Source organism: Streptomyces sp. WMMB 714, from assembly GCF_900090125.1.
Lineage (GTDB): Bacteria > Actinomycetota > Actinomycetes > Streptomycetales > Streptomycetaceae > Streptomyces > Streptomyces daqingensis.
On sequence record NZ_FMHJ01000004.1, the window covers coordinates 184,390 to 199,119 of the forward strand.

The window sequence follows — 14,730 nt, forward strand, 5'->3', positions numbered from 1 at the left end:
CCAGACCCAGTTCGAACCACGGCTCCACTCGGCGTCCGCACCGCGTGTCCGCGACGCCGGTACGGACAGATCCGGACCCGAGAGGACTGGCATGTCGCCGAAGACGCTCCCCCTGGTGGGATCACCCCAGCCACAGCAGACGCTCGGTGCTCCGGCGCGGCGACTGCGGGTCGCACTCGTCAACATGCCGTGGGCGCGCTCCGACACGCCGTCCATCCAGTGCGGGCTTCTCGCGTCCGTCGTGCGGGAGGCCGGTCACGACTGCGCTGTGCACTACCTCAACGTCGAACTGGCGGCCGTCGTGGGTCCGGAGACCTATACGGGCATCGCCGAGGCGGGGGGTGAGCGTCTGCACCAGTTCGGCGAGTGGCTCTTCTCCTACGCCGCTGTCGGGGACGTCCGGCCCGAGGAGGACTATCACGCCGAGTTCCACGAGGTGGAGAACATCTGGCGGGACGTCACCGGAGGTGGCCGCGCCGAGATCAGCGCTCTGCGCCGTGAAGTCCTGCCCCAGTGGCTGGCCCGCTGCGCGGAGGAGGTCGACTGGGGGTCCTACGACGTCGTCGGCTTCTCCTCGACCTTCCTGCAGAACACCGCTTCACTCGCCATGGGCCGCATCCTGAAGGAACGCCATCCCGAGCTGCACGTCGTCTACGGCGGGGCCAATTTCGACGGGGAGATGGGCGAGGAGTACCTCAGGGCCCTCCCCTGGATCGACCACGTCGTGACGGGAGAAGGGGACATCGCCTTCCCGGCGCTTCTGCACCGCATCGCCGCCGGCGACCGCGCAGGTCTTCCCGGAGTGCGATCCAGAGGTGCGACCGTCCCGACCGGGGAGTCCCCGCGCACGCAGGACCTCGACACCCTCCCCGTTCCGGACTACTCCGACTACTTCGCGAGCCTGCGACGGCACGGCGAAACGGCAATCCTGGGCGACGCGCAGGTCAAGCTGCTCGTCGAGTTCTCCCGCGGCTGCTGGTGGGGGCAGAAGCACCACTGCACCTTCTGCGGCCTCAACGCACTCGGCATGGGCTTCCGCCCCAAGTCGGGGGCCCGGGCCATGGAGGAACTCGAAAGCCTGCTGAGCAAGCATCCCGTCACCCACGTCGAAGCCGTGGACAACATCCTCGACATGAAGCACCTGTCGACGCTGTGCACGGACCTCGCGTCGCGGCACTGGGACGTCGAGATCTTCTACGAGGTCAAGGCGAACCTGACACGGGCCCATCTCGCCGTCCTCAAGCGTGCGGGAATCCACCGCATCCAGCCCGGCATCGAGAGCCTGAGCACCCACGTCCTCGACCTGATGCGGAAGGGCTCCACCAAGCTGATCAACGTCCGTCTGCTCAAGTGGGCGCGCTATCACGGCATCACAGTCGACTGGAACATCCTCAGCGGCTTCCCCGGGGAGACCGACGCCGACTACGAGGAGCAGGCCCGGACGGTGCCGCTGCTGCACCATCTTCAGCCCCCGGCCTGCGGCGGGGTGATCTGGCTGGAACGCTTCAGCCCGTACTTCACGGACCCGTCCCTCGGCCTGTCGAACGTGCGCCCCCGCACCTGCTACGGCTACATCTATCCGGACACCCTCGACCACTCCAAGATCGCCTACTACTTCGACTACGACACGGATGCCGTGGCCTCCCAGGGAGCCCGCGAGTCGCTCTACTCCGCAGTGGGCGAATGGCGCGCGACGTGGCGGGAGCAGGAGTCGCCGACTCTCGTCTACCGCCGCCTCCCCGGTCGGCTCGAAGTCGTCGACAGGCGCACCGGCCAGGAGCAGCGCACCGTGGTCGAGGGCTGGAGGGCCGAAGCGTACGAGGCATGTGGCGACACAGCGCACAGCGCCAAGCGTCTCCACCAGGACCTTCTCGACGCTGGCGCCGACGTGGCACTGGACGGGGTGACGTCGTTCCTCGACGAGTGCTGTGACACCGGTCTGATGGTCAGCGAAGACGGGAAGTACCTCGCGCTCGCGCTACCGGAGAATCCCCACCTGTAGAGGAGCAATGCACCGCGTTCAGCTCGTACGGACTCTCGCCGTGCTATTCGAATAGCAGCGGGCAGGCATGCTCCGTGACCGCCACCTCGCAGCCGATCCTCCTCAATTGCTCGTTCTTGTCGACGGTTATCGGGAGGGGTGGCTGCCTTACGGCGAGGTAGCCCTGAGCAGGAGCGTTCCGACCACGCCTCCGCTCCCGCGCCGGTACGTCCCCGAGGGCTGTCACGAGCGGTCAGGGGTGGTCTCGTCGGGGGCGGTGGGGGCGGGCTGCGGAGTGCTGTCCCCGGTGCGCAACTGCGTTCCCACATCGAGCTCCGCCCGTTCGACGGCGAGCAGTCGCAGCGCTTCCGCATCGCTGATCGTCCGGCGCGGAGTCACCAGGCTGACCAGTACGCCCACGAGCAGGGCCACGGCCAGTGACGGGATCACCGGGTTGCCCCAGTACTCGGTGAGGGAGTCGCTGAGGTTGACGGCGGTCGCCGCGGCCGCGCCTCCGACGATCGCGCCCAGGCCGCCCTGCCATGTGGCGCGGTTCCAGAACTTGCCGAGGAGCGCGGCGATCAGCAGACCGGTGAGCACTGTCGCGATCATCGTCGTGATGTATTCGATGATCGTCTCCGCCAGCAGGGCGCCTCCGAGTGCGAACAGCAGCACCGCGACCAGGGCTATCCGTGAGTAGACGACCATGTTGTCCGCCTTCGGCATCTTCCCCGTCACCAGCTTGATGACGTCGCGCAGGAAGATCGTCACGCCGGTGAGCGCTTCGGAGTCCCCCGACGACATGGTCGCCGAGAGGCCGGAGACGAGCAGCAGCGCGCCGACCCACACGGGGAAGACCTCGGTGGCGAGGGCGGGGAACGCCAGGTCGGGATTGTCCATGCCCGGGCGCAGGGTCTGGGCGGAGAGCCCCACGATGGGCGGGGTGATGGCGAAGGCCGCGAACAGCACTCCGACCAGTGCGAAGCTGCGGCGCGCTGTCCGCGTGCTGTTCGCCGAGTAGATCCGCTGCCTGTGGGAGGGCGTGGCGAGTACGCCTACCGCGATCACCAGGGCCATCGAGATCGCCGGTACGGTGCCGAGCGTCTCGACGCCGAGGAAGGACGTCGCCTCGGCAGGCGCCTTCTCGTTGACGGCATCGAAGCCACCGGCCTTGACGAGCGCCAGGACGGCTATCACGGAGAATCCGAGGAACAGGATCGTGCCCTGCACCATGTCGGTGACCACGACGGCCCAGTAGCCGCCGATCACCGTGTACAGGCCGAAACCGACCGCGACGACGATCTTGGCGAGAGTCATGTCCATATCGGTGAGGAACGACAAGTACAGCGCCCCGCCGAGAATATGGGCCCCGAGCCAGCCGACCGTGGCGAGGAACAGGACCACTGCGACCGCGCCTTTGATTATCCGGTTCGCCCCGTAGTAGTAGCTCATCTCCTCCGGGAACGTCATGAAGCCGTGCTCGCGGACGTCGGCGAACAGCCAGAGCAGCAAGAAGATCCCTACCGCGCCGCCCAGCCCGTACAGCGCTCCCGCCCAGCCGTTGGTGTACGACAGGCTGACCGCACCGAGGCTGGACCCGGTGCCGACGAGCGTGGCGAGCGCGCTGCCCGTGACGAAGGGTATGGTCAGCCGCCGTCCGGCAAGGAGGAAGTCCTCACCGGTGCGGTTGCGGCGGGCGACCCAGATGCCCAGGGCGAGCATGAGCACCAGCGAGCCGAGGAAGACGAACAGGTAGATGGAGCTGGATTCGGCGATCTTGTTCATGGGTGAACCTTCTGTTCCTCAGGCGGTACTTCTCTCGATCGGCAGCAGAGCACCCGCCGTGCTTTCGGTAGCGGCCCCGTCGAGCGTCGCGAACTCGCCGTCGACCAGTACGGCGCGGACGTGTTCCGGGAAGCGGCGCGGAGCTGCGAATGTCGCGTGATCCTCGATGCGTTCGGGACTGGCGACGACCAGGTCGGCGGCGGCACCCGCTCGGATGACGCCTCTTGCGGGAATCCGGAAGCGCTCCGCGGGCAGAGCGGTCATTCGCCGGGTCGCTTCCTCAAGAGTGAGCAACCCGCGCTCGCGGACGTATTCGGTGAGCACCCGGGCGAAGGTGCCGTACATCCGTGGATGCGTGTACGGCGACTGGACGGGCAGGCCGTCCGATCCGATGAGGGACCACGGCCAGGACAGTGCGGCCGTCACATCGGCTTCGTCCATCTGGAACATGACGACGGTGAGTTCGCCGCGCTCCTCGGTCATGAGCCGGCACAGGCACTCCGCGGAGTCCTCGCCGCGTTCGTCCGCCACATCGGACAACCGGGCACCCTCGTAGTGTTCGTTGACGGGCTGCCGGAAGCCGGCCAGCAGGATGCCGTCCGCGCCGAGTGCCCGGAAGTTGTTCTCCTGACGGCGCCACGGCCGGTGCATGCTCGCCACGATCTCGGCGCGTTCCGACGGGGCGTCCAGCGAGGCGAGCAGTCCCGGAACACCGTCTGCGAGTGCCCAGTTGGGGAACAGCGCCGCGGCGGTCGTACTGCCTGCCGTGTACGGATAGACGTCGGCGGTGATGTCGATACCTTCCGACCGCGCGGCGTCGAGCAGGGTCAGGATCTCCGGCATGCGCCCCTTGTTGCGCGGCGAGACCACCTTGAGGTGACTCAGCTGCACCCTTACCCCGCTGCCCCGTGCGATGTCGAGCAACTCCCGCAGGGAGCCGGCGATGTCGTCCCCTTCGCTGCGGATGTGTGCCGCGAGGATCCGTCCGCGGGCGGCGACGACTCGCGCCAGCGCCAGCAGTTCGGAACGGTCGGCCGCGTCGCCGGGTGCGTACATCAAACCGAGTGACAGGCCGGCCGCACCCCGTTCCAGGGCTTCGTCCAGATCACGTGTGGCGCGGGCGAGTTCGCGGTCGTCCAGCGGTCTGCGGGCGTAGCCGGAGATCGAGGCGCGCAGCGCTCCGTGCGGTACGAGAGCCACGGCGTTCGTGCGCAGCCCGGTCGCGCTCAGGTGGTCCAGATACTCCGGGAAGCTCCGCCAGGGAGGCGACTCGGGGAAGCGGCCGAGAACCGGCCCGGAATAGGACGCCTGCATCAGCGGATCGGTGGCCACCGGCGCGCAACCGTGCCCGCAGTTGCCGACCACGTCCACGGTCACGCCCTGCATGACCTTCGGTTCGACCCCGTCCGGCCGCAGCAGCGCCAAGTCGTCATGTGCGTGCACGTCGATGAAGCCGGGAAAGACGACCGATCCCGACACGTCCATGACGGAGGCGTCGATGTCGCGCGAGATGCCGGCGACGGCGCTGATCCGGCCGTTCTCCACCAGCACGTCGGCGCGGCGGCGTTCGGCACCTGTTCCGTCGACGACCTCGCCGCCGTGCAGCAGCACCCGGTTCCGGTTCACCCCGCCATTCCTTCCGCCAGTTCGGTGCGCGTCCGGAGCCGGCGCACCGCCTCGTCGGTACCGGTGATCACGGGGCCCGGGTCGACGTCGGTGGACAACGTCTTGATGCCGTGACCGGTGAGCATGCAGACGACGCTCTCGTCCCCGCGGACCGTGCCGCGCTCGCGCGCGGTCCGGACCGCTGCCAGGCCGGCTGCGGCGCCGGATTCGATGAGCAGCCCTTCCCGGTGAGCGAGTTGGTTCGCGGCTTCGTCGGCGTCGGCGTCGGCGACCGTCGCCATGGCTCCGCCCGTTTCGCGCACCAGCCGCAGTGTGTAGGTGCCGTCGGACGGATAGCCGCGCAGCGGGTCGGATATCGCCGAGATCCGGGTCCGCACGCGCTGCCAAGGGGCGACTTCGGCCGCACCGCGGGCGAAAGCCTCCGCGACCGGCGCACAGCCCTCGGCCTGAACCCCGAGGATCCGCGGTACCCCCGCGACGTCCCCCGAGCCGTGCAGCTCCCGGTAGGCGGTCGCGATGCCGTGCACGAGCGGGCCCGCGCCCACCGGCACCACGATCCAGTCCGGCGGATCGGCCAGTTGACCTGCCAGTTCGTATCCGGCGCTCTTCAGGCCTGCGACGGCGACCGGGTTGACGAAGGTCGTGGTGAGGTTGATCCACCCGAAGCGGCCGGCCAGTTCCCGTGCCGCGCGGAAGGTGTTGCTGTAGTCCCCGCGGACCCGCAGCACCGCCGCGCCGTGCGCGCGGGCGACAGCGGCCTTTCCCGGGGGCACCGCCTCCGGCATCAGCACCACTGCCGGCAGGCCCGCCCTGGCCGCGTACGCGGCTGTCGAACCCGCCGCGTTGCCACTCGAGGCACACACGACGGCGCTGGCTCGCTGCCGCACGGCCTGCGCCATTCCCACAGCGGTCGCCCTGTCCTTGAAGGAACCCGACGGATTGAGATGGTCGAGCTTGAACAGCAGACGCTCGACACCGCACCAGTCCGCGGTACCGGCTGCCGGGACGACGGGGCTGCCGCCCTCCCCCATGCTCAGCCACGCGGTCTCCGGTGTGATCGGCAACCGGCCCGCGTAGCGCCACATGCCCGGCAGGTTCGTGGTGTCCGGCAAGGGCGGCCCGGTGGGAGGGAGCACCACCGAGCCGCCGCAGTGCACGCAGTAGTCCGGGAACGCCGTGTCCTGCTTGCGGGCGCACATGGTGCATTCACCGAGAGCTGCGAACGATCCGGGCTGTGCCACGTCATTCCTCCACGCCGTCTCACGCACTCGCTGAGGGGCGGTACCGAACCAACGATCACTTGCATATTTTGCAAGTCCCTTGCGTATAATGACGCGAAGCTAGTTCGGGTGTCTCGTGCCGTCAAGGGATCGGTCCGTGCCGCCCAGCCGGAGCGAGGAGTACGGGTGTATGAGTGAGAGCCTCCGGCGCGGGCTGAGAGTCCTCGCCGCACTGTCCGAGGAACCGGCTACGGCGAGCCGGGTCGCGCAGTCGCACGGCGTCAGCCTCTCCACAGCCGTGCGGCTGCTCCAGCTCCTGGCCGACGAGGGTTTCGCCCGGCGCGACGAGACGGGCAGGTACCACGTCGGGAGCCAGCTGTTGCAGGTCGCCTACCGCGTGGTGGCGGGGATGGACGTCCGCGAGGTGGCCGCCCCCGTCCTGCGCGGGCTCAACGCGCAGACCGGCCAGACCGTGCACCTCGGGTATTTCGAGAACCCCACGGTCATCTATGTGGACAAATACGCGGGGCGTTCGCCCGTCCAGATGTACTCGCAGATCGGAACGCCCGCGCCGCTGCACTGCACGGCCATGGGCAAGGCAGTCGCCGCCTACCTTCCGGAGGCGGAACGGGCCGCGCTCGCGGCGGGCCTCGACTACCCGGTGAACACCGACCGCACCATCACCAAGGCCGAGGACTACCTGCGCGAGCTGGACGCCGTCCGGCAGCAGGGGTACGCGCTCAACCTGGGTGAGCACGAAGCCGTCGTCTCCGCCGTCGCGGCACCGGTCAAGCAGCCGGACGGGCGCGTGCACTACGCGATCGACCTCGCCGTGCCGAACGTGGTGGTCGGCGAGGACGAACTGCGCGCCTTCGTGCCGCGGGTGCTCGCGGCCGCCGCGGACATCGAGCGCGCCCTCGGCTACTGAGCCCGGCCGCTCGGGGCCCGGCTTGGCTCGAACCGGAGAGGCCGGGGGCGTTCGGGAGGTCGTTTCCCGCTGTTCTCGCCGTGCTTGCTCACCGCTGACCGCGGATCTGCCGCCCGATTCGAGAGGGACGTATTGCTCCCGCTTTACGTTAGTGACTAACATGAGTTAGTCACTAACGCGTAGAAGTCCTGCAGGAGCCCCAGATGATCTTCTCCACCGTGGTCGTAGTGGGTGCCGGGCCCACTGGCCTCGCCCTCGCCTGTGGCCTGCGGGCCGCCGGGGTGCCGGTACGGGTCGTGGACAAGGCGAAGGCGCCGGCCGACACCTCACGGGCGCTGGGTCTGCAGCCGCGTGGAGCGGAAGTGCTGGACCGTCTCGGAGCACTCTCAGATCTCCCGGACGAGTCGGTCCACATCCGGCAGGTGCTGACCCACGTCGACGGTGAGCCGATGGCGCGGTTGGACGTCGGGCGGCGCACCAAGCTCGTCACCAGGCCAGGAATGATCATTTCGCAGGCCCAGGTGGAAGCGGGTCTCCGGCGCAGACTCGCTGACCTCGGGGTGGAAGTCGAATGGGGGCGGGAAGTCCTCTCCCTGGACCAGGACGGCGGAGGGGTGTCCGTTCAGACCGGCGGCGGGAGCATCCGGGCCGGCTGGGTGGTCGGATGCGACGGTGCGCACAGCCGGGTACGCAAGGCTGCCGGAATCGAGTTCCCCGGCGTGGCGGTCATCGAGCGCTTCCTGCTCGCGGACGTGCGCGTCGCTCTGCCCCTCCCCGCGGGGACGGTGTCCGTCTGGCTGCGCGGAGACCGGATGCTCGGGGCCTTTCCCCTGCCCGGCGAGGACGTGTGGCGGCTCATGGCGCCCGCGCCGAACGGGACAGGGGGCGACCTGGACGCTGAGAGGATCCTGTCCCTGCTCGTCGAGCTGGTTCGGGACCACGCCGGTCTGACGTCTGTGCAGGTCCAGGAGGCGCTGTGGACCTCGACGTTCCGTATCCATCGCCGGCTGGCGTCCGCCTACCGCCGGCGCCGGGTCCTCCTGGCCGGGGACGCCGCACACGTCCACAGCCCGTTCGGCGGGCAAGGGATGAACACCGGCCTGGGTGACGCGGAGAACCTGGCGTGGAAGCTGGCCCTGGTCGCTGCGGGGAGAGCGGGCGAAGGGCTTCTCGGCACCTATGAGAGCGAGCGGCGCCCGATCGCGGAGGAAGTCCTGGAGTCCACCAGCGCGATGACGCGCATGGTGCTCGGCGGGACGCCGGCGGCGCGGCTCGTACGCGATCACGTCTTCGTCCCGTTGATGAACAGGCCGTACGTACAGCGCCTGATCTGGGAGAAGTCCTCCCAGCTGAAGATCGGTTACCGCAAGGGGCCCCTGGCCGGACGGTCGCCACGCTCCCTGGTGGCCCCCGGGCCGCGCCCCGGTGACCGCGTCCCGGACCTGGAGTGCCGCCGGGAGGACGGGAGCGTGACTCGTCTGCACGGCGAACTCGGCGCCCGCTGGGTGCTTCTGACGCCCCGCCCCGGCGGGGACTGCGCGATGATGGCCCGCCGCAGACTCGGCGGTACGGGCGGGGTTACCGTGATGAGGCCCGGCCGCGGTGAGGGGCGTGAGGTCCTGCTGGTCAGACCGGACGCGCACCTCGCCTGGCGCGGTACTTCGGCGGCATCGCTGGACCGGTGGCTCAGGGGGGCTCTCGGCCCGGGCGATGGCTGATCCAACCGCCGTTCCCGGCCCGCCGGGCCCGTACCTATCGGAGGAACCTCCAGATGGCACCGTCCCCGGCACAGCCGAGAGGTCTGCGAGAACGCAAGAAGGCCCAGACCCGCCGCAGCATTCAGGAGCACGCCCTGAAGCTGTTCCTCAGCCAGGGGTACGAGAACACCACCGTCGAGCAGATCGCGGCCGCCGCCGGCGTCTCGCACATGACGTTCTTCCGCCACTTCCCCACCAAGGAATCGGTCGTCGAGACCGACGACTACGACCCGTTGATCGTCCGGCTCATCGAGGAGCGCCCCCCGGAAGAGGACCCGCTCACCGCTCTGCAGCGGGCCCTCGCCCGAGGTCTCGCCGCCGTCTACGGCACCGACAAGGACGCACTCCTCGTCCGCACCCGGCTCGTTGTGAGAACGCCGGCTCTGCGCGCCCGCACATGGGAGAACCAGTACGCCACGGAGCAACTGTTCGCCCAAGCCCTCGCGGCCCGCGCGGACGGTGAAGTCACGCTGCACATCCGGGTACTCGCTGCTGCTTCCTTGGCCGCACTGACCACTGCCCTCACGCACTGGGTGGACGGCGACGGCGACGAACATCTGCCCACGCTGGTGGACGAGGCGTTCCAGGTCCTGCGCGGTACGTCCTCGGCGTCCTGAACCGGCCCGCCGGAAGACGGCTGCGCTCACCCGGATCCGCGGCAGCGGTCGCTCACTCGGCGGACGACGGAAAGCGGCGAGCAGCACGAAGCTCCTGGTGGGCAGGGGCTTGGCCGGCGCCCGGCCACCAGGAGCTTCTGGGCTTCTTCATTCCGGTCGGCAGAAACGGCTCACTGGTACTTGGGCAGAGTCCAGTTGCTCACGGTGAGAGGGCCGCCGCAGATGAACGGGGACCTTCCCTGGGCGCCGGGTACCTTGAGAGTGAAAATGCTGTTCTTGCTCGCGATGACGGAAAAGGACGCCGCGCCCTTGTCCGAATCCCCCTGGCATTTGGACGAGTCGTACGTGAAGTAGGCGGACGCCGTGTAATTCGGCTTGAGCGTGGTGACATTCCCGCCCGACGTCTGGTCACGCTGACCGTCGTTGAGTGGCTCCCCCGTCTCCCCGTCGATCGCGTCGACAGTGGGAATCGGCGCGATACTGCACGGAGCCGAACCCTCGTTCTTCACGAACAGCATGTAGCGCAGACCGGCCGACTGCTCCTCGCCGATCTTCATCGACGAATTGTCCTCCGAACAGGCCGCGACCGGTCCGCCCCCGGAGCCCTTGCCACTGCCGCCGTCGGCCCCGGAACCCAACGTGGCCTTCTCCTTCGCCGGGCCTCCGCCCGCGCTCGATCCGTCGCCGCTCCCGTCCTGCTGGCTGCCCTCACCATCGGGTTCCTTGGACGAGCCGGCGGCGGACGAGCCGCTCTCGGACTTGGACGTGCCGGATCCGGCTCCGTCGCACGCGGTCACTGCAAAGAGCGCCAAGGGCACAAGGGCGGCAGCGATGACATTGTTCTTGAGGCGCACGGAAATTCCCCCTCCGATACTGCATGAATTACTTTCCGCGAATGTGCGCCCGTACGTGATGACCGGCGCGCAGCGGCCGTTGGTCGTCCGGCCCTCGCGGTACTCATGACAGCACGAGGTGGCGGGATCTCTTGGTTCCCCGTCGGTAATGTGATGGAGGCAACAAGACGGCTGTTTCAGATCGGCCACCGGAGGATTCACGTGGTCGAAAACCGGTCAAGTGGGCTTTCCCGGAGAGAATTCTTTACCGCATGAGGCAATTCGAGATCCCGGACTTTTCCCGTCCGGGCAGATGTTTCACGGCCGCCGGGATGCCGCGGGACGCCCTTCGCGGACGCGCCTGCCCGGATCCCGGGGTCCCGAGCGGCGACTCATCGCGCTCCGTCCCAGGTGACCGGAAGGCGCTTCACCCCGTAGATGTCGGCGGTCTCGGGGCGCAGGCGGACCTCGTCGGCGGGGACGGCGAGCCGCAGCGTGGGGAAGCGGTCGAAGAGCGCGCGGAAGGCGACCCTCATCTCGACCCGCGCCAGTTGCTGGCCGAGGCACTGGTGGATGCCGTGGCCGAAGGCCAGATGCCCGCCCTGCTGCCTCCGCAGGTCGAGCACGTGGGGATCGGTGAAGCGCTCCGGATCGCGGTTGGCCGTGTTGTACGAAAGGATCACCCGCGAACCGGCCTTGATCGTCCGGCCCTCCAGCTCGACGTCCTCCAGAGCCGTCCTCATGAACGTCTTGGCGACGCTGAGGTACCGCAGCAGCTCCTCCACGGCCCGGTCCGTCAGGGCGGGATCGCCGCGGAACGAGGCCAGTTGCTCCTCGTCGCGCAGCAGCGCGAAGGTGCCGAGGGCGAGCATGTTGGCGGTGGTGTCGAGTCCGGCGGCCAGCAGGATCAGGGCGATCCCCCGCAGCTCCTCGTCGGTGAGGTCGCTGTCGGTGAGGTCGCTGAGCACGTCGTCGGTGGGGTCCGAGCGTTTGGCCGCCACGAGTTCCGCGAGGTAGTCCTGCGTCGCGGTGTAGGCAGCCATCAGGTCCTCGTCGCTCGTCTCGCCGTTCATGAACGAGTCGATCTGCTCCTGGAAGGACCCCCGGTCCCCGTACGGCACGCCCAGCAACTCGCAGATGACGATGGCGGGGACGGGCCTGGCGAACGCGGTCACCAGCTCCGCCGGCGGTCCGGCCTCCTCCATGGCGTCCAGGCAGTCGGCGGTGATCTGCTCGACGCGTTCCGTGAGCATCCGCATCCGCCGGACCGTGAACTTCCCCATCAGCGGCTTCCGGTAGCGGCGGTGCCGGGGGTCGTCCATGAGGAGGAACTCGCCTGGTGGCGCCGGCGGAATCTCCATGTCCCCGAAGTCGATGGTCGGGTGGAGCATGAGCTCCTTGCGCGAGCTGAACCGAGGGTCGGCCAGTACGGATCTGACGAGCTCGTATCCGGTGATCAGCCAGCCGGGCCTGCCGCCGGGAAAGGTGTAGCGGCTGATGGGGCCGTGCCGGCGGGCGTCGAGCAGCTCCGCGGGCGGGTCGAAGGGGCAGCCGGGCTTCCGTGCCTCCGGCATCGCCCTGACGGTGTGGACGGATTCACCCATTGCCATTCCCCGTTCCGCTCCCCGTTGTGCGCGTCTGCGCGTTCAGCACATATCGAAAGCTACGTTGCATTCGGATTTCCGTCAATTGAGTGCAACTCGTAAGTGCAGGTGAGAGGCGGTAATTTGATGCAATGGCGCTGCGTCCGAATGCAATGATGCGTTGCAATGAATGTCGGCGAAGGCAATACTGGCCCGATGCCAGGAGGACGGTTGACCCAGCAGGACCGCCGGCGCATCGCGGCCGGACTCGCCGACGGGCTCTCCTACGCCGAGATCGCCAGGCGGCTCGGCCGTCCGACGTCGACGATCAGCCGTGAGGTCGGACGCCACGGCGGCCCGGGCCGCTACCGGCCGCAGCAGGCGCACCAGGAGACGGCCCACCGCGCACGACGCGGCTCACCGGCGCCCCGGCGTGCGGCCGGCGAACCGGGCCGCACGAGCGGGACGGAAGAGGAGATCATCGAGCTTGCGGTCAGGTCGGGGATGCCGAGGACGACGGCGCGCGTCCACGTCGACCTGCTGCTGTCCGAGGACGGCAGGCGCACCGCGGCCGAGCTCGCACGCAGGCTGAACGTCAGCCCTGCCTCGGTCTCCGTGGCCGTGAACTTCCTGGTCCAGCAGGGCTTCGCGCGGCGCGAGCGCGATCCGCAGCGCCGTCGCGACATCTACGTCGTCGACGACGACGCCTGGTACCACTCGATCGTGGTCAGCGCACGTCTGACGCTCGACTCCGCGCGGGCCGCGATCGCGGCGGCGGAGGAGTTCGGGACCGACCATCCCGTGGGGCAGCGACTGCAGAGGGCCGGGACGTTCCTGGAACGGGTCATCCTCGACATGGTGGATTCGGCCGACCGCTGGCGCTCGCTCCTGGCGTGAGCTCGTGAGCTCCCCTCGCGGCCTCGCTTCCCTGCGTCCGCGCGGCCTCGCGTCCGTGCGGCCTCGCTTCCGTGCGGACGCCGAACCCGTCCAACTGGCCCGTCCAACTGGCCCTCTGAGCAGGTGAAGCGCTCGCGGGCGAATCCGGGGCGGCGTGTGAATGGACGCCGCCTGACGCCCCCCTCGCCGACCCTGTGGACGGGTGGCCTGGCCCTGCCCGCCGGTGACGGGACGTGTCACCAGCGGACGTGCAGCGAGCGCAGGCCGCGCAGCAGGCCGGGGCGCCAGTCCGGCTTTCCGGCGTCCTCCGCCAGCGTCAGGCCGGGCAGGCGCTCCAGCAGCGTGCGCAGCGCGATCGAGGCTTCGAGGCGGGCCAACGGGGCGCCGAGACAGTGGTGGATGCCGTGGCCGAAGGAGAGGTGCGCACGGGTGGCCGCCGGGTCGCGGGTGATGTCGAAGCGCTCGGGGTGCGGGAAGCGCGCCGGATCCCGGTTGGCGGCCGCGAGGTAGAGCAGCACCGTCTCGCCCGGGGGGATGCGGACACCGGCCAGCGTCACGGGCTCCGCCGTGTACCGGAACGTCGCGGCCTGGGCGGGTGGTTCGTAGCGCAGCGCCTCCTCGACGGCGCCCTCCAGCAGGGTCCGGTCCGCTCGGAGGGCGGCGAGCTGGCCGGGATGGGTGAGGAGCAGCCGGACGGCGCTGGAGATCAGGTTGGCGGTGGTCTCGTACCCGGCGACGAGCAACAGGAAGGCCATACCGAGGAGTTCGTCGGCTGTGAGTGCGCCGCCGTCCTCGTCGGCCGTGCGGACGAGCGCGTGCAGCAGGTCGCCCGCGTCGGGGGAGGGCGTTCGGCGCTTGCGTCCGATGAGATCGAGGAGGTAGGCGCCCATCGACCGGGACGCCGCCGTGGCCGCCTCCGGCGAGGAGGGGGCGACGATCTCCGTCGACCACGCGCCGAAGGCGGTGCGGTCCGCGGCGGGTACGCCCAGGAGTTCGCAGATCACCGTGATGGGCAGGGGGAAGGCGAAGTCCTCGACGAGGTCGGCGCGGCCTTCCCGGGCGACGGCGTCGGCGAGTTCACCGGCGATGCGCTCGACGCGGGGACGCAGGGCCTGGACGCGGTGGGCCGTGAACTCGCGGGCGACGAGCCTCCGCAGCCGGGTGTGGGCCGGCGGGTCCGCCTGGAGCATGTTGGGGCCCACGGCGTAGGTGCCGTCGTCGTCCCAGTTCGCGGAGTGCCGGATGTCGTTGCGCAGCCGGTCGTCGGCGAGAGCCGCACGCACCTCGCGGTGTCCGAGGACCATCCAGCAGGGGCCCACGCCGGTCAGCCGGACGTGCTGGACGGGCCCTTCTCCGAGCAGCCGCGCGTAGAGGGGGTAGGGGGCGGTCAGCAGTGTCCGCGCCTCGCCCGTCAGGTCGACGGGGGGCGGTGCGGAGGCGGAGCGGGGAGGGTTCGGGTGTCCGGTGTCGGCGGTCTCGGCGCTCATCGGCAGCTCCAGAGAG

Annotated in this window: 10 protein-coding genes and 2 pseudogenes; 6 read left to right on the forward strand and 6 right to left on the reverse strand. The window is 69.4% G+C overall.

Going from position 1 to position 14,730, the window contains the following annotated elements:
- The first annotated feature begins 115 nt into the window (after window positions 1-115).
- Window positions 116-2,002, forward strand: coding sequence for a RiPP maturation radical SAM C-methyltransferase (locus H181DRAFT_RS08560; protein WP_158715424.1), 1,887 nt, complete (start codon window positions 116-118; stop codon window positions 2,000-2,002).
- A 222-nt stretch (window positions 2,003-2,224) separates the two neighbouring features.
- On the opposite strand, the gene H181DRAFT_RS08565 is transcribed toward H181DRAFT_RS08560, so the two are convergent.
- The 3 genes from H181DRAFT_RS08565 to thrC are packed head-to-tail and all read right to left on the reverse strand — an operon-like array spanning window position 2,225 to window position 6,633.
- A complete protein-coding gene (locus H181DRAFT_RS08565) occupies window positions 2,225-3,766 on the reverse strand; it encodes a sodium:solute symporter family protein (RefSeq protein ID WP_107068707.1) in 1,542 nt (513 codons plus the stop codon).
- Window positions 3,767-3,784: 18 nt separating this feature from the next.
- Window positions 3,785-5,392, reverse strand: a complete 1,608-nt coding sequence (locus H181DRAFT_RS08570; RefSeq protein WP_045863691.1) for an N-acyl-D-amino-acid deacylase family protein — start codon at window positions 5,390-5,392, stop codon at window positions 3,785-3,787.
- Window positions 5,389-6,633 (reverse strand): threonine synthase, encoded by a 1,245-nt coding sequence (gene thrC / locus H181DRAFT_RS08575; RefSeq protein ID WP_139131682.1) that lies wholly within the window; start codon window positions 6,631-6,633, stop codon window positions 5,389-5,391. The genes H181DRAFT_RS08570 and thrC overlap by 4 nt, the downstream gene beginning before the upstream one ends.
- 169 nt (window positions 6,634-6,802) lie before the next feature.
- Between thrC and H181DRAFT_RS08580 the strand changes: the two genes are divergently transcribed.
- From H181DRAFT_RS08580 to H181DRAFT_RS08590, 3 genes are all read left to right on the forward strand, one after another.
- A complete protein-coding gene (locus H181DRAFT_RS08580; RefSeq protein WP_045863692.1) occupies window positions 6,803-7,540 on the forward strand; it encodes an IclR family transcriptional regulator in 738 nt (245 codons plus the stop codon).
- Window positions 7,541-7,743: 203 nt separating this feature from the next.
- Window positions 7,744-9,258, forward strand: a complete 1,515-nt coding sequence (locus H181DRAFT_RS08585) for an FAD-dependent monooxygenase (protein ID WP_045863693.1) — start codon at window positions 7,744-7,746, stop codon at window positions 9,256-9,258.
- 53 nt (window positions 9,259-9,311) lie between these two features.
- A complete protein-coding gene (locus tag H181DRAFT_RS08590; protein WP_074467776.1) occupies window positions 9,312-9,914 on the forward strand; it encodes a TetR/AcrR family transcriptional regulator in 603 nt (200 codons plus the stop codon).
- A 170-nt stretch (window positions 9,915-10,084) separates the two neighbouring features.
- On the opposite strand, the gene H181DRAFT_RS08595 is transcribed toward H181DRAFT_RS08590, so the two are convergent.
- Window positions 10,085-10,957: a DUF4232 domain-containing protein gene (locus tag H181DRAFT_RS08595; protein ID WP_139131683.1), complete on the reverse strand. Its 873-nt coding sequence runs from the start codon at window positions 10,955-10,957 to the stop codon at window positions 10,085-10,087.
- Between the two features lie 182 nt (window positions 10,958-11,139).
- On the reverse strand, window positions 11,140-12,351 hold the full coding sequence (locus H181DRAFT_RS08600) for a cytochrome P450 (RefSeq protein ID WP_045863695.1): 1,212 nt from the start codon (window positions 12,349-12,351) through the stop codon (window positions 11,140-11,142).
- Between the two features lie 195 nt (window positions 12,352-12,546).
- Between H181DRAFT_RS08600 and H181DRAFT_RS30155 the strand changes: the two are divergent.
- Together H181DRAFT_RS30155 and H181DRAFT_RS29845 are read left to right on the forward strand one after the other, a co-directional pair.
- A pseudogene (locus H181DRAFT_RS30155) lies at window positions 12,547-12,687 on the forward strand (helix-turn-helix domain-containing protein); the annotation flags it as partial.
- Between the two features lie 195 nt (window positions 12,688-12,882).
- Window positions 12,883-13,227 (forward strand): annotated as a pseudogene (locus H181DRAFT_RS29845) (MarR family transcriptional regulator); the annotation flags it as partial.
- Window positions 13,228-13,463: 236 nt separating this feature from the next.
- Here H181DRAFT_RS29845 and H181DRAFT_RS08610 read toward each other — a convergent pair.
- Complete coding sequence (locus H181DRAFT_RS08610) at window positions 13,464-14,714, reverse strand: cytochrome P450 family protein (RefSeq protein ID WP_078895598.1); 1,251 nt, start codon at window positions 14,712-14,714, stop codon at window positions 13,464-13,466.
- Window positions 14,715-14,730 lie beyond the last annotated feature (16 nt).

Bases quoted from the DNA above. Each gene is read 5' to 3' on its own strand.
- H181DRAFT_RS08600 (WP_045863695.1), bottom strand. From the start codon at position 12,351: ATGGGTGAATCCGTCCACACCGTCAGGGCGATGCCGGAGGCACGGAAG.
- H181DRAFT_RS08610 (WP_078895598.1), bottom strand. From the start codon at position 14,714: ATGAGCGCCGAGACCGCCGACACCGGACACCCGAACCCTCCCCGCTCC.
- H181DRAFT_RS08565 (WP_107068707.1), bottom strand. From the start codon at position 3,766: ATGAACAAGATCGCCGAATCCAGCTCCATCTACCTGTTCGTCTTCCTC.
- H181DRAFT_RS08580 (WP_045863692.1), top strand. From the start codon at position 6,803: ATGAGTGAGAGCCTCCGGCGCGGGCTGAGAGTCCTCGCCGCACTGTCC.
- H181DRAFT_RS08585 (WP_045863693.1), top strand. From the start codon at position 7,744: ATGATCTTCTCCACCGTGGTCGTAGTGGGTGCCGGGCCCACTGGCCTC.
- H181DRAFT_RS08590 (WP_074467776.1), top strand. From the start codon at position 9,312: ATGGCACCGTCCCCGGCACAGCCGAGAGGTCTGCGAGAACGCAAGAAG.